This window comes from Plebeiibacterium marinum (assembly GCF_026013615.1).
In the GTDB taxonomy this organism is placed as follows: domain Bacteria; phylum Bacteroidota; class Bacteroidia; order Bacteroidales; family Marinilabiliaceae; genus Saccharicrinis; species Saccharicrinis marinus_A.
On the sequence record NZ_JAPDPI010000017.1, the window covers coordinates 1 to 20,143 of the forward strand.

15 protein-coding genes are annotated in these 20,143 nt (G+C 34.9%); 4 read left to right on the top strand and 11 right to left on the bottom strand.

Annotated features, from left to right (window positions below; translation table 11 throughout):
• Positions 1-99: 99 nt before the first annotated feature.
• From OM074_RS09550 to OM074_RS09565, 4 genes are all read right to left on the bottom strand, one after another.
• On the bottom strand, positions 100-924 hold the full coding sequence (locus OM074_RS09550) for a hypothetical protein (protein WP_301199238.1): 825 nt from the start codon (positions 922-924) through the stop codon (positions 100-102).
• A 307-nt stretch (positions 925-1,231) separates the two neighbouring features.
• Positions 1,232-3,823 carry an N-6 DNA methylase gene (locus OM074_RS09555; protein WP_301199239.1) on the bottom strand — a complete coding sequence of 864 codons (2,592 nt, stop codon included), beginning with the start codon at positions 3,821-3,823 and terminating at the stop codon, positions 1,232-1,234.
• Between the two features lie 482 nt (positions 3,824-4,305).
• A complete protein-coding gene (locus OM074_RS09560) occupies positions 4,306-5,526 on the bottom strand; it encodes an IS91 family transposase (RefSeq protein ID WP_301199240.1) in 1,221 nt (406 codons plus the stop codon).
• Positions 5,527-5,793 (bottom strand): hypothetical protein, encoded by a 267-nt coding sequence (locus OM074_RS09565; protein ID WP_301199241.1) that lies wholly within the window; start codon positions 5,791-5,793, stop codon positions 5,527-5,529.
• A gap of 195 nt (positions 5,794-5,988) precedes the next feature.
• On the opposite strand from OM074_RS09565, the gene OM074_RS09570 reads away from it, so the two are divergent.
• Positions 5,989-6,630, top strand: a complete 642-nt coding sequence (locus tag OM074_RS09570) for a hypothetical protein (RefSeq protein ID WP_301199242.1) — start codon at positions 5,989-5,991, stop codon at positions 6,628-6,630.
• 197 nt (positions 6,631-6,827) lie between these two features.
• Here the strand turns inward: OM074_RS09570 and OM074_RS09575 are convergent, their stop codons facing one another.
• The 5 genes from OM074_RS09575 to OM074_RS09595 form a co-directional block, all read right to left on the bottom strand.
• A complete protein-coding gene (locus OM074_RS09575) occupies positions 6,828-7,256 on the bottom strand; it encodes a hypothetical protein (protein WP_301199243.1) in 429 nt (142 codons plus the stop codon).
• A 387-nt stretch (positions 7,257-7,643) separates the two neighbouring features.
• A complete protein-coding gene (locus tag OM074_RS09580; protein WP_301199244.1) occupies positions 7,644-9,707 on the bottom strand; it encodes a site-specific integrase in 2,064 nt (687 codons plus the stop codon).
• A 368-nt stretch (positions 9,708-10,075) separates the two neighbouring features.
• Positions 10,076-11,782, bottom strand: a complete 1,707-nt coding sequence (locus tag OM074_RS09585; protein WP_301199245.1) for an acyl-CoA dehydrogenase family protein — start codon at positions 11,780-11,782, stop codon at positions 10,076-10,078.
• A gap of 85 nt (positions 11,783-11,867) precedes the next feature.
• Positions 11,868-12,887 (bottom strand): electron transfer flavoprotein subunit alpha/FixB family protein, encoded by a 1,020-nt coding sequence (locus OM074_RS09590; protein ID WP_301199246.1) that lies wholly within the window; start codon positions 12,885-12,887, stop codon positions 11,868-11,870.
• A 100-nt stretch (positions 12,888-12,987) separates the two neighbouring features.
• Positions 12,988-13,935 carry an electron transfer flavoprotein subunit beta/FixA family protein gene (locus OM074_RS09595; protein WP_301199247.1) on the bottom strand — a complete coding sequence of 316 codons (948 nt, stop codon included), beginning with the start codon at positions 13,933-13,935 and terminating at the stop codon, positions 12,988-12,990.
• Positions 13,936-14,263: 328 nt separating this feature from the next.
• Here OM074_RS09595 and OM074_RS09600 point away from each other — a divergent pair, with 328 nt between their 5' ends.
• From OM074_RS09600 to OM074_RS09610, 3 genes are all read left to right on the top strand, one after another.
• The gene (locus OM074_RS09600) at positions 14,264-14,728 is read left to right on the top strand and encodes a methionine-R-sulfoxide reductase (RefSeq protein ID WP_301199248.1); all 465 of its coding nucleotides are present in this window, start codon (positions 14,264-14,266) and stop codon (positions 14,726-14,728) included.
• Between the two features lie 123 nt (positions 14,729-14,851).
• Positions 14,852-16,267 carry a DUF3078 domain-containing protein gene (locus tag OM074_RS09605; protein WP_301199249.1) on the top strand — a complete coding sequence of 472 codons (1,416 nt, stop codon included), beginning with the start codon at positions 14,852-14,854 and terminating at the stop codon, positions 16,265-16,267.
• Positions 16,268-16,564: 297 nt separating this feature from the next.
• Positions 16,565-17,179 (top strand): L-threonylcarbamoyladenylate synthase, encoded by a 615-nt coding sequence (locus OM074_RS09610; protein ID WP_301199251.1) that lies wholly within the window; start codon positions 16,565-16,567, stop codon positions 17,177-17,179.
• A gap of 18 nt (positions 17,180-17,197) precedes the next feature.
• Here the strand turns inward: OM074_RS09610 and OM074_RS09615 are convergent, their stop codons facing one another.
• Together OM074_RS09615 and trkA are read right to left on the bottom strand one after the other, a co-directional pair.
• Positions 17,198-18,649 (bottom strand): TrkH family potassium uptake protein, encoded by a 1,452-nt coding sequence (locus OM074_RS09615; RefSeq protein ID WP_301199252.1) that lies wholly within the window; start codon positions 18,647-18,649, stop codon positions 17,198-17,200.
• Positions 18,650-18,717: 68 nt separating this feature from the next.
• On the bottom strand, positions 18,718-20,058 hold the full coding sequence (gene trkA, locus OM074_RS09620) for a Trk system potassium transporter TrkA (RefSeq protein ID WP_301199253.1): 1,341 nt from the start codon (positions 20,056-20,058) through the stop codon (positions 18,718-18,720).
• Positions 20,059-20,143 lie beyond the last annotated feature (85 nt).

Below are 20,143 nucleotides of genomic sequence, written 5' to 3' on the forward strand. Positions count from 1 at the left end.
CATACGTAAAGGTTTCTGGGATAATGTTTAGTTCAACAAACCCTCCAATGTGTAGGGTATGCAAGCAACCCTACATTAGAGGCTAAGTGTTGTGCTTAGTTATTTTATCCAATCACTTCTAAATTTCATTTTATTATAATCTAATATATTTTGATTTAGAGTATTTGCTGAAGCTTTTAAAGCAATCTCATATTCTAAAACTTTCACTTGAAATTGCTTTAATGTTATATCATAGTATTCAAAGTCTTTTTGATACATTGAAGTTAGTTCAAGGTATTCAATAAGATTAGGATAATTCTCATTTAGTAATAAACTCTCAATCTTATTTGTTAATTCAGAATGGACAATACTCCTTTTTTTTATTTTAATCCTACAAAAATCATCATAAATCTTAAAAACTTCATTATCCATTAAATTTGGTTCTGATTTAGAATTTGAATCCATTATTTTCTGATATAATTTGATTCCTGTATCATCTAATTTTACTTCATAAGTTAGGATTTCATTGTTAATCTTCTCAAACATTTTATTAGTTTCATCCAATATTGATTTCACAATCAAACATTGAGATACTATATTATTAAAGATTCTATTCTTATCCTTTTTATTGCCTTTCTTTCTATTAAATATGAGTTTATGTAGAAGTTCCTCATTTTGTATCACAATTTCAGGTTTTAGGCTTGGCTCAATATACCAATTTCGATAATCTTCTTCTTTAATATTATTAACTAACCTTATATAACCATCTATTTGTTTAGGTAAACTTTCAATTAATCTATTTAAATTCCACTGTATGTATCCATTTGAATTTCTTATGCGATTATTGTTCGAATAAAGTATTATCCATTCACGAATTATAAACCCAAGGAAGAAAGTCATTATGGATATTGATGTTGTAAATATTACTGTATCAGGAATGTTCATCGTTTTTTCATAATTAAGCACAACGGCCACGTATATGAAACGTTTGGCATTTCGGAGAGCAAACCTGTCAAACCGCTACAATTTTCATTAAATGTAACGGCCTTAAAATTAGCACTATCCGCCAAATGTTTTATATACTTTGTTAGGTGCTGGGCTTTATTCATTTTCAATCACTTACGTTTCATTTATGCACTAATTTTTGTTTTATCAGGGTCGGCATTTTCCAGTGCGTTTGGGCAGGCATACTCTTTGACAAGTTTTGGTCGTGCGTCGGCTTTTTTGAGCGACTTGGCAATGTGTATGACTGCTATGCGTTGGCTAATTTAAGTCCGTGTGCAACTAAATAATTCTCTAAAACTTTTAGGCGTTCCTTTTCAATCACAGCCATATATTTTTCAATAAAATCAAAATCAATTTTTCCATCCTTAGTTGGTAGTTGAATCTTTGTTTTATTCATTGCATCACGGTTAAACTTGTTTCCATAATCATATTTTTTTGTCGTAACAACTCTACAAGCTGAGATTATCATTTTAGCAATTGATTTATTAAATGGTTTAAATCTTGGAACTAAATGTTGAATATGGGAATAGCCAATAAAGTCTTTCTCTTGATAAAACATAGTTTCAGCTCCCATTGTTGTGTCAGAGCAAGTAATGGTGTTTCCTTTATTTTTAGCTTCTAAATTAGAAAACCCCATTACTCCGTTGTCTGTTGAAGAATTTGAGATTAAAGGTACAGTACCATCTTTGCTTAATATTTCTTCGTTCTTGAGTTTGTAATATTTTGTTGGGTTAATATCAAATAAGTCACCTAGATTATACTCACCCCATTCAATATCCTCTAACGACAATTCAGAAGGAATTACTATCTGACCATTGTTTTGATTTTTTAAAATTGTCCCAACTTCCCAAGCTAGATATTCACCAACAGTTTCCTTAAAATCTTTTAAGGTCGGTGTAGTATCAACAGGAGCTGTCTGATTCCAATCTGCACCGTGGTTAGGGTCAATAAAACCCTCATAATATTCACGTTCTGTAAAAATATTCAATTTACTTTTGCCAAAACGAACCAAGTTGACAACTTCTTCATACCGTTCTTTAGCGCGGTCAGTATCCTTTAGGTTGTTACTTGCTTTTTTTCTATTTGCTCTTGTGTAACCGTCATTTGAGAAATCTATGAATTTTACAATGTCATCTTTATGATGTTTTTCATTTACTTTAAACACATAGATATTAGTGTTTACGCTAGATTTACCTATAAAGACATCCACAGGCATTTTAATACTTGCCAAAAGGGTATGTTTTGCTAAAATTCTTTTGTTGTAGTCAATAGCTTTACCCGAACCTGATGAGTTTTGGATAATAATTGCAGCATAACCCTTATTCATCATGCCTAAAGCACGCTCAACGAAGTTCATTCCATTGCCAGGAGCTGAGTAGGGTGGATTGAGTATGAATGCGTCAGCAGGGAATTGATTACCTGATTTACCAAAACCATATTTACCATCAAAGTCTTTAATGGAGTCGAGATTTAAGATATTTGAACTACCATCGCCCATCAAAATCATATTTAAGATAGCCAACATATAAATATCTGGTAATAGTTCTAATCCAAGTAATTGTTCAGCTTTTATTTGGACTTCCTTTTTTGTAAGTTCAGATGGTGATTTAATAGTATTTTTTGCATCATTCAACATTTCATTCATTGCTGCAACCAATAAACCTGCTGAACCTGTGGCAAAATCCCATACAAACGAATCTTTGTTTACTCGTGTTAATTTTACAAGGAGCGAAGCAACATAAGACGGAGTTAGCACAACATCATTTAATTTGTCTTGTGAAAATCCTAGCCAGCCATACATTTCATTGAAGAGTTTGCCTGTAAAGTCAGTTGTTAAACCAATTTTATAGTAAATACCTAAATCGTCTACGATTTTTGTAAATACTCTTTTTAGTTGACTTTCACCATTTTCAACTTTGTTAATATTCTCCGTAGTAAGTGTGTTATCTAAAGCTCTTGTAACAAATAGTTTTTTTTCGTTCGGTATATCCTTAATATCTAAAAAGGCTTTTATTTTCCGTAAAACAATATCACCATCTGTATTACCTTTTTCATTAGAAGATTTCAAATCAGATTTATCTAACGCTGAAACTTTATTAGGCACCCCAATTGTTGCCATAATAGAGGCTGCGACTAAATAAACACGGTCTTTTTCACTTATCCCTTTTTCGTTATCAAAAATATGTTGGTTTAGTTTGGTTAAAGTTTGGTCTATTTCACTTTCTCGCTGCTCCTTTAGTTTGTCAAGTTCTTCTTGTGTAAGTTCAAGCGTTTTAACCTTTTCTATGAAAGCGTCAAAATTATTAGGTGCTAAAAATGAAAAGTCAGTGTAATCATCAATCTTTTGACCTGCCCCTAGATTGTTTTTTGAAACATAGTACACACCTATTTCGTGATGAATTTGCCCTGTTTCATCTTTGTAACCAGTCATTCCGATAGAAATAATATCGGTGTAACTTGTGTGATGAAGTAAAGCATTGGCATAATGAACAGCACCGTTTACTGCAAACGAGTTTATGTTTTTAAAATTAGGTTCGTTCTTTGCCGTTCTATTTTCAACTTGACCGTCTTTATCAAGTTTTACGAGTTTATCCTTATAGCCTTTATACTCAATGAGCACAGGATAGAAGTCTAAATTTTTATCTTGAAGTAATATTTTGGCATCTGGTCGATTTGCACCTGTACCTCCGTTTTTTGTGAAGTAATCAGAAAGAGCTTTATCTATTTCTTCATTAACTGATTCTTGCTCTAATTTATAAGGTAGTTTATATGATTTTAGCCAACCGTTTGCTAAATCTGCTATATTTGGTTCTATTGATTGGATATTTTTCTTTGCCATTATATATTATATTCTCCTAATTCTTCAATTTCATTTATAAAATTTCGCAATTTACAATTTTCTGTTGTTAATCTGTCAGCTGAGCGTCGGCAAAAATTTGGCTCTTTTGCAAGCAGAAGCATCGGCTTGTGTGTCGGAGCTTGTAAATGTGCCAAATGTGCGTTGGCTTTTCGTTTTATTTGCGGGTTGGCAAAACAAAAATTAAGTTTGCACTGTCGCTCGTTTTTTAGCCTTGCACCTAACGTCAAGAATAAACCGTCGTTTTAATGCGGTTTTATTTAGTGTTGTACGTTGTGCGGTTTTACCTTATTTATACGAATTTCAATTTTTTGCCCCAGTCTTATGTTGTAAAAATACTCTATTTTGTTTAATCATTTTACCTTCTTTGGGGTATTCTTTATGAAAAAACACCTGACAACTGATACGTTTTCCCTTCCAAAACACCAATTTCTCACAACAGGACATACCTTTCCCATTGCTTTTTATGCTGCATTATTATCGATAAACTCATTTTTTATTAAATTTCTTCTTCTAAAAATATTTTGTTCCCCTTTGTACATTTGCTTTATACTGGTATATAAATATTCCTTTCTAATATTACAGTGTGGACATATTAAACAATCCTCTTCTTTTTCCTCCTTATCTTCTTTTTTTTGTTCGGTTTCTTCTTCCTTTTCTCCTTTATAGTAGTATTCTTCCGGTATTCGTCCTTTATTGGAATACAGTCCATAATACCTTACTATTCTAAAATATTTTAGGGGAACATGTTGTAATAATCGTGAAAAAAAATCTTCGTAATCTAATTCCAATTCCCGTTCTATAGCTTTGCCATTTATATCTTTATGCTTATTATCCTTATACCTAAACGATATAGAACGCCCTTCTATGCTGGTTATCTTGTATTCACTTATACAAGCTCTTTTGGAGTACCTTCCTATATATCGGATAACCTGAGCGGGTATTTGCATGGATGGTTCTAAATGTAATATCCATCGTTTTGCATTGATATTATTTATGAATCGTAAAAACTTTTGTCTGTTTTCAAAATCATGTACTAAAAACCCTTTATCGAACAAGTTGATTAATCCATCTTCAAATATTACCTGAAACTTCTGCTTTAAAAATTTATAGTTAACGTAATCACCTTTTATCTCCTTTAACAATCCTGTCTCCCTCTCAATGCCTCCCCATGATACAATCATATGCACATGACAATGATATTCTTTGGTCTCTCCAAACGTATGCAGTACACTTATTATCCCAGGTTGTAGTTTATATTTATGTAACATCCAATCTTTTAATGTTGCGGATGCACTGCGTAGTAATAAATCCAATAAGGGTTTTCTATTTCCTTTTATTAGGCTATTCAATCCATGCGGTAATGTCATGACTACGTGGCGATGAGACAAATTTAGCATTTGACTTTTTATCCGGTCTGCCCATTGTAAGGTATCCTGCCAACTGCATGTCGGACAAAATCTATTCTTGCAGCTATGGTATACCTGGGTTATCTCTCCACATTCCTTACATACGTAATGATCTACGCCTAAGGCTTCTGTTCTGCATAACCGTAAGGCATTAACTGCCTTATATTGTTCCGGGGTGATGTATTCTTTGGGGTTTTGCTTATAAATATCCCACCATTGGTCAAAATAATCGGCTAATCGATATTTTTTGGGTTCCGGGTGTGATAGTTTATTCATTTATTCTTCTTTCACCTCTCTGGCTATATCATACGCTTCCATCACAAACTCCATTATCAACTCCTTTTTTCCTTCTTTTATGCCATAGATATTATCATCATAATCTACAACTATTACTGCATATTTGCTATACAGTTTATCAACTTCTTCGTCAAATATTTCATCTGCATCTTTTCGAGGAAAGCCATCTTCATCATAGAAGAATCCAAATTGATCATCTTGGTTGAATAATTTAAACTCTTCTTTACTTATACTTAGTTCTTTCATTGCCTGTTGTCTTTTGGGTGCCTACTGGGTTATGCTAGCATTACGTACAACGTAAAGTATATGTTGCAGCGATAGCGACCCGTAGGGTGCAATATATACAGTGTTAGTAGCTGGCGGTTTAATTACCCACCACCGCTACTACGAAGCACTAAAAAAGAAAAGCGAAGCGTGGGGGTTATTTTAAAACATACAGATATGAAAATTATTGGATTAAGAATTGAAAAGTATATTGGCAAAAAAATTTCTGGACATAATTTAGACTTTGAGTATAATGATGCTGAATTTGAAAAGCACATTATACTTGGATTGCTTGAAGACAACAGAAAGGTAGAAATTGAACTAACCAATGAAGAAGGTGTATGTGGCTCTGGTTGGTGTACTGCTTCTTGGGGTAACTTTGAAGTGAAGCACGTTGATAAATTTAATGGGTACACACATAAGCCGATTAAGGAGCTTATTGTTGATGATGTTAATGAAAGCGCAGAATATATAAGCAATAATGTTTTTAGTGTAGACCATAATGGAGGCTGTGATTATTATCCAAGTGGAGGGTATAATGTAAATATGGACTTATTTAAAGCTAATGGCAGAGGTAAGGAACTTAGACCAACCTATATATTTTCTGGTGAAAGCGGAATAGGTAAAAGTGCATTAGCCTTGAAATTTAATAAAGACACTGTAGTGTTTGAAACTGACGCATACGACACTTTACCAGATGTGATAATTGCCGATGTTATTGTTTTGGGAAACAAGCATAAATACACTATTAATGACATTAAAACTAAGGTTGAAGATACTGAATTGATAGTGTGCTCTTTTACCCCAATTGCCCAATAGGGCAAAAGCGGGTGGGGCTTTTCTTTTTTTTTGTTCCAATTACGCAGGAACTTTGATACGAGAACAGAACCCCCGCTTGCTACTAACGTGTTGCGGCTATGGCCTGTTCCGCTTTTTGTTTGATTCATATAGTTACATAAAATCACCCAACCTCGCAAATCCATTTTACTTACCAAATTGAGCAGCGGTATAGGCTATTAGCCGCTGTTGGCAACTGCCATTCTTATTTTTTCTTTAAATTCATTTATCGTCTTGCGATTTCCTCCTATTTTTAATATTCTATCACTAAAAGAAGGTGAAAATTTCACTTTTACAATTTCATCATCTGTTTTAATTGATATTATATAAGAATCAAAGAAAGTACGATATACACTTGTTATATCTTCTAGATTGTATCTATATTTTTTTATAAAATTTGAAACGAATAGATATTTTTCATCATATGATACTTTCTTAATTTTACCCAATTGAATATACTGTATAACAGTAATAATCAAAAAAAACACAATCATTCCCCGTGAATTCTCTTCAATTACAGAATTTAAAACTAATGCTAATAAAATCGGAATCAAGGGAACAATAAATTTATAAATAGCAGTAAAAGAACTTGATATAATAATTGTCATTTCTTTATTTGTTTTTTTTGCAGTATTGCTTTAGGGTTGTTGCCAACGTTTCGCTAAATACATTGGCTTTATATATATTATATGCAAGGACAACCACCCTTGTAACTAACTGATTTAACGAACATATATATGTTTTATATATATTTGTTTATGATTTTTTTTTGATTTTCTATTCTCTGGATATATAGCCATTATTTTTTGATTTCTTTTGTTGTTCACCAAACAAATATACTAATTTGTTCTTCTATTCAATAACGCATGTCATTAATTTAACAACTGCATACAGCTCCGCCAACTGAGTCACATAATATATACTCATTATCTATTATTTTTAAATAAAATCCCTACAATCCATCACCCCATATTTTTTTTATTATTTATATGATCTCAGCCTGGACCAGCTCTTTTTCTTCGTTGCAAATCTCTTACTACAATATCCAAAGGACTAACAACTGTTTTTAATGCATCATTAATAATGTGTGTATACCGTTGAGTTGTTTGTATACTATTATGACCAAGCAATTCCTGTACATACCTAATGTCTTGCCCTTGCTCTAACAAATGAGTAGCAAAACTATGACGTAACATATGCAAATACACTCTTCGCCTGATACCTGCCCTAACTGCCGCATCTTTTATAACATTCGACATACTAGTCGTGCTATATGTTTTGCCCGGCTTTGATCCTTCAAACAAATATTTCTCAGGCCTGTATTCTTTTAAATATTTTTCTAATATTGATTTTACATGTCCCGATATAACCGAATATCGATCCTTCCCTCCTTTTCCGTCTTTTATAAAGATGCGATTCTTCTTAACATCTACATCTCTTAACATTAGTTTTTGGGCTTCACTTCTACGTAATCCAGCTCCATATATAACAGCTATCAATAATTTATGCTTTATATTATCTGTTACCAACAACATAGCCCCAACTTCATCAGTCGTAAAATAATCAGGTAAATAATGCTTCCTGCGCGGGCGTATAACACTATTTTCCGATATTTGATAAGAATGCACTCTCTCAAAGAAAAACTTAAAGGCGTTAATCATGTTATCCTGCATCGCTGTTGATTTTTCACGGTGCAACAACAAATAATCTCTAATATTTTCGTTTGTAATAAATGCCGGATGCAAATAATTGTTATACTCAATAAAACGCATAAAAGCACTCAGATACATAGCCTTGGTTTGTTTACTATATTCACTACCATTTAATGCATGTTCGTATTGTAACTTAAACAAATCATGCATTTTATGATATTGCATCACCCGGTAAAGTTTGGTTTCTATCTTTTCCTTTCCATACGGTTTCTGGTTGAATTCCCATAAAACATTACGAGAAGGATGCTTTAATGTAAACTCATTAAATAATGATCTAAAATAGCTGACACTTTTTTCTGTTTGTCCTGGCAGTCTGTAGGCTCTGCTAAAAAGTATTTCCTCATCTGCAGGCAACTTACTAATCTCTTCAAAATTATAATTGCCATGAAAATATAAAAACAAAATCATCCTGTCGGCAACGGGCACTACTCCTTCCAGAATTCTGGAAATATCATTATAGGGTACATGAACTATCCCCGCTTCTATTCTCTCAGCTCTTTTAATATTAAAATAGAGGGTTTCCCAACTTAAACCTTTTTCATAAAAAAACTTTATAGCTGCAATACATTGTTTTAATTGGGTTTCCCCTAAAATTTCTGACTGTTTTTTAACGTAGTGAAATAAATCTTTATATTCTAATTCCTTAACATCCCTCCCCTCAAATCCCTTTAAAAAAACAGCAAAAAAATATGAATAAACATCCTTTGTCGAAGGACTTAATCGCTTTAAGTCAAGTAGCTTATTATAAAAATCATAAAACTCCTTTTCCGAAGCCTGTAGCGATTTTAACACCTTGATTTTTTTTGATATATATATAGATGTTTCACTCCTTCTATAATTCTTTACCTCAACTTCCTCCCTTGTAAAATCATAGCCTTCTTGTAAAAGAATATCTTTAATTTTCAGATACACCTCATTTGTACCCTCAAACATCCAATTCTTTTGCTTCTTCAGCCATAAACCTTTTCCCAGATTATTTATCCTGCTATACAAATCTGGACGATAGCCATGATCCAGGTAGATCTTTTTATTTATCTTATCTATTTTTATTTTAACAGATGAAGTTGCCCCTGAGTTTGTATTTAATTGTTTTTCTGCATATGCTTCCAGATTATTTACTTCTCCAAAAATTAGTTTCGCAAAATTTAAACTTGCAAAACACCCCTGTAAATAGGATTTATAATCCTCCCGATATGGGATATACCAAAATTTATTAGATGAGCTATATTGTCTTCCCGGTAATAGTTTTACAACTTGATCAACTGGATTATTTGACTTATAATCAAATTTTAACACAATACTTTTTTGCTTTTTATAGGTGGCAGGATAAATAAAGATTGTACTCATAATGTTAGCGTTGCAAAAATTTAAGGCATCTAAATATAGAAACAATGAACATCATTTACAAAAATACGGCTTATTTTTTATTCAAAAATTATGATGTTTTATTGAACAAACATTGAAGGAACCTTGAAGGAACCTCGAAGGAACCCTTAATCATTCTTTCTTCAGTCTACAACCTTTTCCCCCAGGAATCTCTATATCTTGTAATTTAACTTTTAAACTTTAATTAACATTCTGCACCTTGCAAACAAGTCTCACATCTCTTATCTCAAGTCTGACGATCAAATGTTATAGGTATCTCCATAAAACACAAAAGCCACCCGGAATCCGGATGGCTCTATAACTATCATTTAAAAATATCTACTCCTTACTTAAACATGTTTGTACAAACCAAGCTGGTCAAGATTAAAGCTATGGATAAACTCGGCCCTTGACTGGTTCTCTGCCTTTCCATAATTAATATAAATCTCAGTTGATGTTTTAAAAGAATCATCTCTTTGGGTATCTAACAACAACAAGTATCCCATAACAATATGACCAGCCATTTCAACCAAACGACGTGCATGAAAATCAACATACTCCAGATCTTTTACACTTGTAACGGTTTTAACAGCGTGAACATACTCTTCTGTCATACCGATTAATATGCGACGATAACCGTGCAACTCTGGCTTAAGTTCCATAGCCTCATACTCACGAATCCTATCTACATAGCCTCCGGTTGTAACCCCCCTAATGGCAGCTACTACCTGAAGCTGAGTTGTTCCTTCGTAAATTGAAGTAATACGGGCATCCCGGTAAATACGCTCAATAGGGTAATCCTTCATAAACCCGGAGCCCCCATGAATTTGTAACGAATCGTAGGCCAATTGGTTACTATATTCACTACTCATACCTTTTAATAGCGGAGTAAAGAAATCAGCCATTTTTTGATAACGCTTCAATTCTTTTCTTTCTTCCGGCTCAAGCTTACGCTCCTCGCTAATGTGCATATATGTTTTATATACATCAACCATACGCGATGTTTCATACAATAAGGTACGCGAAGCATCAAGTTTGGCCTTCATCAAAGAAAGCATTTCATATACTGCCGGGAATTGAATAATAGGTTTACCAAACTGCTCACGCTCTTTGGCATATTGCAAAGCCTCGCGATAAGCAGACTCAGAAACACCTACCGATTGAGCGCCGATACCCAAACGGGCACCATTCATTAATGCCATCACATATTTGATTAATCCCATCTTACGCGAACCAACCAATTCTGCAGGCGCATTTTTAAATACAAGCTCACAAGTAGGCGAACCTTTAATACCCATTTTATTTTCTATACGACGAACAATAACAGCTTTCTCATTTCTATCGTATATAAACATAGATAAACCACGGCCATCAGTTGTTCCTTCCTCCGAACGGGCTAAAACTAATGAAACATGGCCATCTCCATTGGTAATAAAACGTTTTACTCCATTTAAGTACCACTTGCCATCCTCCTCATTGTATGTTGCTTTTAACTGAACCGCCTGAAGGTCAGAACCTGCATCAGGCTCGGTTAAATCCATTGCTGCTGTTTCTCCGTTAGAGATACGGGGCAAATATTTTTGCTTTTGCTCTTCGCTGGCGAATTCATTAATTGTTTCGGCACAATCCTGTAGTCCCCATATATTAACAAACCCGGCATCTGCACGCGACACGATATCGGCAGCCATAATATAAGGAACAATCGGGAAATTCAACCCTTCGTACTTACGCGGCAAAGTAATTCCCATTAAACCTGCCTTAACCAGAGCATCAAGGTTCTCCTGGGTGCCTTTGGCATAAATTACTTCATTATCCACAATTTTTGGACCTTCCTGATCCACACTCTCTGCATTTGGAGCTACAATATCACCACAAATCTCTCCCACAATTTCCAAAACCTTTTCATAGCTATCCATGGCATCTTCAAAATCCATTGGGGCATAATCAAACTTATCCTTATCGGTAAAATTACGCTCTTTCAATGCCACAATTTTCTCCATCAACGGATGTGTTAGATGGAACTTTAATTCGGGGTTATCTGTAAAAAAATTAGCCATTTTCTTATTTTTTAGATAATAGACTCAGAGACACAAGATCATAGACATCATCTGTCTAAAAACCTCTCATCCCTTATTTAACAGTCTATTTTGTGTTCTTTTTATAAAGTTTAATCAGTTTTGGAACAATGTCGTTCACATCGCCATTAATCACATAATCAGCAATTTTATTGATAGGTGCATTTGAATCGTTATTGATTGCAATAATCATTGATGATTCTTCCATACCTGCCGTATGCTGAATTTGCCCGGATATACCACAAGCAATATATAATTTAGGACGAACCGTAACCCCGGTTTGTCCGATTTGACGCTCATGATCGGCAAATCCTGCATCAACTGCAGCCCTTGACGCACCAACTTCGGCACTTAGCACATCTGCCAGTTGATATAACTGATTAAACCCTTCTTTTGAACCCATACCATAACCTCCGGCAACAATAATCGAAGAATTTTTTATGTTGACTTTTGATTTTTCCATATGACGTTCAATTACCTTAACAACCAAATCTTCTGGTTTTAGGATTTTATCAACGTCAATTTCCTTTATTTCACCTTTATAGCTAGCATCATGAATTTCCATTTTCATAACCCCTTCACGAACGGTAGCCATTTGCGGACGACAATCCGGGTTAATAATAGTGGCTACAATGTTGCCTCCAAAAGCAGGTCGGATCTGATAAAGAAGATCTTTATATTCTTTACCCGCCTTCTTATCTGAATGATCTCCAATTTCCAATGCAGTACAGTCTGCAGTTAACCCACTAAACAAAGCAGAAGAAACCCTTGGTCCCAGGTCCCTGCCTAATGTAGACGCCCCCAGCAAACAAACTTCCGGCTTTTCGGCTTTAAATAAATCAACAATTATTGAAGTATATGGAAGAGTAGTATAAAACTCCAACCTTTTGTCATCTCCCAGGTGTATAACATCAACACCATAAGGATAAATCTGACTTTCAATTCCTTTTATATTATGACCCAAAGCTACTGCTTCCAGTTTGCAATTAAGGTCGTTGGCTAAAGATCTCCCTTTAGTAAGCAATTCTAAACTTACATCAGCAACCTTGCCTTCTTCTATTTCGCAAATTACAAATACGTTACCCATTTTTTCTTTAAGATTTTTAGATATGAGATAAGAGATTATAGACTATAACTCCAAACTTTATCTCATCTAATAAATAAAAATGATTACAATAATTATCACTTTATCCGATAGTGTGGTTTTCGATCAACTCTACTATTAACTCTTCCAGCTCAGATTCATCAGATGAAATCTTTTTTGCTTCCTTTGCCTGGAAAACAACGTTTTCAATCTTTTTAACCTTTGTTGGAGAACCAGAAAGACCTAACCAATTGATATCTGTTTCAATATCATTAACGCTCCACTCCTCAATTTTTAAATAAGGACGGTCAGCTGTTAAATCCATGTAATCTTCACTTTGATCCTGAATTTCGGTAACTGTTTTGGCATGTTTATATTTCTGAACCTTCTTGGCATTTCTTGGGCGACAATCAGGGGCAGAAGCATTTACTGTCAGAACACACGGAAATGTGGTTCCTACTGTTTCAACACCTCTTTCAAGCCTTCTTTTAATTACTAAAGATCCCTTAATATTTAATGATACTTCATCTGCCAGTATGGCATGGGGCACACCATATTTATCATCTTCAGCAACTATACCTTCTGTAACCGATACAATTTCCTCGGCATAAGTAACCTGAGGCAATCCTAATTTTTCGGCAACCTGAGGCCCTACTTGAGCGGTGTCTCCATCAATAGCCTGTCTTCCTGCAATAATGATATCGTAATCACTTATTTTTTTAATGGCACATGAAATGGCGTATGAAGTTGCAAGTGTGTCTGATCCGGCAAAAGCCCTGTCTGTTAACAAATAACCATTATCCGCACCTCTGTATAAGCCTTCGCGAATAATATCAGCAGCACGTCCAGGCCCCATCGTTAAAATGGTTACTTCTGAACCTGGATATCTATCCTTTAACCTTAAAGCTTGCTCCAATGCATTTAAATCTTCCGGGTTGAAGATGGCAGGCAAAGCCGCACGGTTAACCGTTCCATCTGCCTTCATTGCATCTTTTCCAACATTTCTGGTGTCGGGAACCTGCTTAGCAAGGACAATAATTTTTAATCCCATATTTTATATGATTTTAAGAGTGAGAAATTTTTTCAATGGCTAGCAAATTTAAAAAATCCATTGAATTACACAATCTATCAGAAGTAAAAATCAACAAAACAGTATAAATTTTGTTTTAAATAATACTAACAAGAAAAATACTATTTCATTGTAAAACCGAATTTCTCACCCCTTGTCCCCCGAAAGGGGAAGCCTCTCGCACTATGTGGGTTGAGACTCTCCCTTCAGAGCCTGTCCCGAAATTGTATTCGGGAGAGTTGGAGGGCGCGGGTTGGAATAAATTCGGGTTTTAGTGCAGAGATTAATTATAAACACAAAAACCAACCATATGAAAACGCTATTATTTATTATTTTATCATTTACAATATCAAACAAAATGGACGCTCAAAAAAAACAATACAACCCTTTAACCCAAGATGAAAAAAGGGTAATTATTGACAAGGGGACAGAAATGCCCTTTACAGGAAAATATAACAGCAATAAAAATTCGGGCACATACATTTGTAAACAATGCAACGCTCCTTTATACAAAAGCTCTGATAAATTTGACTCTAATTGTGGATGGCCTAGTTTTGATGACGAAATACGAGGGGCTGTAAAACGGATTCCTGACAAAGATGGCAGAAGAACTGAGATTGTATGCAATAACTGTAATGGTCATTTAGGACACGTATTTTTTAACGAAGGCTTTACTACTAAAAACACAAGACATTGTGTAAATTCTATTTCACTTAACTTTATCCACACAGACTCGATTCCTCCCGAAATAATAAAAACAGAAAAAAGGGAGTAGTAATTTTAATTAAGAAAAAATCAGTTTATTTTTGCACACAATATTTTATATGTTGAGAATTTATATCTCATTGTATAATTTACATTAAGGAAGTGTTCATCTAATAAATTGCATTATATCAATATGTTTTCATTTCAGTCAACTCAACTTTATTTTCTGCGTTTATTATTAATTTTATGCATCCCTGCAACTTTCAATACCAATGATATTACTGCACAAAAAGGCATGTATCATACCTTTTATATAGATTCCCTAATTAAGAACACCACAATAAACGATAGCCTTGACTATAACATTGAAAAATGGAAAGCCTTACCTCTTGATCAACGTTTTTTTATTTTAGACACTATAGAATATAATAGAAATCAAACATCCACCTTGATTCCTAATGTAAGAAATTACAAAGACTTTGTGATGAGCTTAAAGTTTTATCCCGATCCAAACCTTAAAATAGATTTTAAACCAACCCTGGTAAACAAGGAACTGTTATATCAGGAAGATGGCTATTTTTTTGTTTTGAACAACAACAGGCAAACTGATTTTATTAAAACAGAACCTTTTTCAATCAAAAAGAAAAATGAAGAAATCTTTATTTCAAATCCTCACCTGGTAAAACACGTATTAAAAACCATACCCGAACCACATAGGTTAATCACCGACAGGCAACATTTAAACAAAAGATCTGCTGAAGAGGGGATCAGGAGTCTTTTAACACGCGATATAAACAAACCCGACAAACTAAAAGAAAAGAAAAAAATTAAAGGCCCCTGGACATTAACAGGTATAGAAAGCATTCAACTATCGCAGGCATATCTTGAAAACTGGACAAAAGGTGGTGAAAACTCGGTATCCTTATTGAGTGATTTGCTTTTAAATGCCAATTACAAAAAGGATAAAAATGAATGGGAAAACTACGTACGCCATAAAGTAGGAGTAATAAGCTCTGAAAGCTATGCCACACAAATTAATACCGACCAGATTGAAATGAATAGTAAATACGGTATGAAAGCATCAAAAAGATGGTACTATTCTGCATTATACGATTTTAAGACTCAATTCTTCAATGGTTACAATAATAAAAACAGGGAAGAAATAATCTCGGGATTTATGTCGCCGGCCTATTTTACCGTTGCCTTAGGCATGGATTACAAAAAAGATAAAGTTTTTACTTTGCTGCTCTCTCCCCTTACTGCCAAACTAACCTACGTTATGGATACGGTTAAGGTGAATCAGGATAAATACATTAAAAACGGTAAGCTGGAAGGAAAAAGATCTGCATTTAGTAACGGAGCATCGATAGTAAACAATATCAACTGGAAAATATCCACCGAATTATCCCTTGTCTCAAAAATAGATGCCTATATTAGTTATTTTACTAAAGACGACATACAACAAGTTGATTGGGAATTGATTTTTAACATGAGAGTAAACAGGTTTTTATCAACCAGAATCAACACGCAACTCAGATATTTTAATAATGAATCAGATAAAATTCAGTTAAGAGAGAATTTTACCATTGGGTTTAATTACAAATTTTAGCCTTTCATCAAATAATTTATGCTTTTCGTAAATTTTAACATTTTTTCACTAAATATTTTTTGGCACAAACAATTAAGCCATTATATTTGTAATAGCAATTAAGAAATGAAATACCCAAATAGGGTAACAAAATATTTAAAGTCTTAAATTTTCTCATAGTTTAGGGTTAGGTTTGGTTAAAGATCGAAAGCCGTTGTCATTTTCTAAGACAGCGGCTTTCACTTTTTTATAGCAGTTAGTTTAAATAATTATCGTTAAATTTCAGATCTTTATAATCATCTATAAAACAATTAATTTATGCTATTAAAGATATATCCGGAAAACCCGAATCCCAAGGACATTATATATGTTACAGAAGAACTTCGCAAAGGTGCCGTAGTGATATACCCCACAGACACTGTATACGGAATTGGGTGCGATATCAATAATTCAAAGGCCGTAGAACGTGTTGCCAGGTTAAAAAACATAAACCTTAAAAAAGAACACCTCTCATTTATCTGTTACGACCTAAGCCACATTTCCGATTATACAAAAAGCCTGAGCAACAATACATTTAAAATCATGAAACGTAACCTGCCCGGGCCTTTCACCTTTATTTTAAATGCCAACAGCAACGTTCCCAAACTTTTTAAAAACAACAAAAAAACAGTAGGGATCAGGATACCTGACAATAATATCATTCGCGATTTAGTAAAAGAACTGGGGAATCCCATCCTGAGCACTTCCGTTATAGATGAGGACGACATTATTGAATACACCACTGATCCGGAGTTAATATACGAAAAGTTCTCAAAACATGTGGATATTGTCATTGATGGCGGTTACGGAAACAACACCCCCTCTACAATTGTCAACTGCACAAATGGAGACCTTGAAATTATCAGACAAGGGAAAGGCGAATTAGAACACTAAAAACCAATTATCAACCCATTAGTTTTTCCAAAAATACGGAGAAAACAACAACACCACCGTAAATATCTCCAAACGCCCAATCAGCATCAAAAACGACAAAAACCACTTACCAAAGTCAGGAACATGTGCAAAATTAACTGCAGGGCCAACCTCACCTAACCCGGGACCTATATTTCCTATACACGTAGCAACAGCACCTATTGATGTATCCAGGTTATACCCCATTACTGACATGATTATCATACTTACCCCTACAATCAACATATAGATTACAATAAAAGCCAAAACATTAGTTACTACCTGCGAAGAAACAGCCTTAGAGTTAAACCTTACTGGTATTACGGCATTGGGATGTATCAACCTCTTTAATTCAAAGTAAGCATTTTTCAACAAAATAACTATCCTCATTACCTTAATTCCCCCACCTGTAGAACCAGCACTACCTCCAACAAACATCAACATAAACATGACAATGCTTAAAGTTGGAAACCACACCAAATAATCAGCAGTAGCATATCCTGTGGTGGTTATTAAAGAAACAACCTGAAATAAGGAATCCCGTATCGCTCTTTCTACCGTATCCACATCACCTGAAACATACAAAACAACAGCAACCAAAGCTGATACCAACAAAACAAACCCCAGGTAATACTTAAACTCCTCATCCTTATAAATACGTTTAAACCTTCCCATAAATGCGCTGTACGACAAAGTGAAATTTGCCCCGGCCACAAACATAAAAACGATTATCACATATTGAATAAAAGCAGAATCATAGAAAGCAACACTGGCCTGCTTTGTTGAGTAACCTCCCGTAGCCATTGTGGTAAAGGAATGACATACTGCATCAAACAAAGTCATGCCACCACCCCATAGCAAAATGGTTTCCACAGCTGTATATACAACATATATACCCCATAACCTTTTAGCCGTATCGGCTATACGCGGATGCAACTTATCAGGTACCGGCCCAGGAACCTCTGCCATAAACAACTGCATCCCTCCTACACCCAACACCGGCAAAATGGCCAATGATAAAACAATTATCCCCATTCCTCCAAGCCACTGGATGATACTGCGCCAAAATAAGATCCCGTGAGGCAGAGCTTCAATATCATTTAAAATAGATGAACCCGTAGTGGTGAAACCCGACATGGTTTCAAAAAAAGCATCTGTAAATGATGGGATTGCCTTACTCAAATAAAAAGGAAGTAAACCAAAAAACGAAAATACCAGCCAAACCATCGTTACAATAACATAGCCCTCCCGCTTACCAATACTTTTGGGAGCCTTATGATTTGCAAGCCACAATACACCCCCTGTTGCAATACATATAAGTGCTGATTGCAAAAAGTACGGCATATCGTATTCACCATAACCTGCTGCCACAAGGGCCGACAACAACATAAAAACCCCTTCAACTACCAGTAAAAGTCCCATAACCAACAGGACTACACGAACATTAAGCATACTCTAATGTGGTTTAGCTTTAAACATAAGCTTTAAATCAAACAATCCCAATGCAATATGCACCAAAACTAACTAAACATCTTTTCTATCTTACGTATTCCGGAAGGCATAGCAAAAACAACTACTTTATCGTTAGGTATAATCTGAGTATTTCCTGTAACAATAATAGCCTGACCACTCCTTATTACACCTCCAACATTTACATCTTTAGGCAACTTTAGTTCACTCAAACGACCTTTCGTAATTTTGGATCCTTCACTGGCCACAAACTCCAAAACTTCAGCTTCGGAGGAAGTTAAACATTTAACATGCGAAACCCTGGCCTTAACCGTATAACGATATATATAACTTGCCGCTATCAGCTTTTTATTAATCAAAGTACCAATACCAATATTTTCAGCCAAATCTATGTAATCCATATTTTCAACCTCGGCCACCGTTTTTCTTACCCCCATCTTTTTTGCAAGCTGACAGGCCAGGATATTTACTTCTGAATTAGCCGTAACTGCAACAAATGCATCCATTTTTTTGATTCCCTCATCCTTTAAGAGCTCCAGATTTCTCCCATCACCATTTATCACCAGCGTGCTCTCCAAGGTATCTGCCAGGCGGGTACTTTTATCCCTATCTATTTCAATAAGCTTTACATTATAATAACCTTCGAGGCGTTGGGCTACTTTTTTCCCTATCCTACTTCCCCCAAGAATCATTACATTTTTTACATCAAACTGCTCTTTTCCACTATCTTCCATAACCTGCTTTGCCCCTTCAGGAGTAGTAATAAAGTAAGCCAGGTCATTATGCCTGAACGTTTCATTACCCCTTGGAATAATAGTGTACCCCTCACGGTTAATTGCCACGGTGTTATACAGCTTCTGGTCGTGCATTTCAGCAACTTCGGCCAAAGTTTTATTTACGATAGGGGCATTATCTCGGATCTTTACACCATACAAAATCAGCTTCCCATCAGAAAAATCTATTTGCTGACGGATACCAACCCTTTTTAATGAAGTTCGAATCTCTTTAGCTGCAAGCTGTTCGGGATAAATCAACTCATCCACTCCCAACTGCTTGAAAAACTCCTTGTTCTCAGGTAATAAATACTCGTAATTATTAATACGCGCTATGGTGACTTTTGCACCCAGTTTTTTTGCCAATATTGCAGACATGATACTAAGTTCCTCATATGGAGGAACAGCAATAAACAGATCACACGAGCTAACATTGGCCTGCTTCAAATCTTCAATAGAAGACACCGACCCCACTATGGTCATCAAATCAAAATGAGCATCAATCTGACGTAAACGCTCCTCGTTATCATCAATCAATATTACATCATGGTTCGCATTGCACATCATTTTTGCCACATGCGTACCAACTTCTCCTGCTCCTGCAATAATTATTCTCATCGCTATATTAATTCAAAGTATTTCTGTAATGATACATTTTTGCGAAAAAACGCAGCAAATTTAAAAGATAATATTAAAAACAACT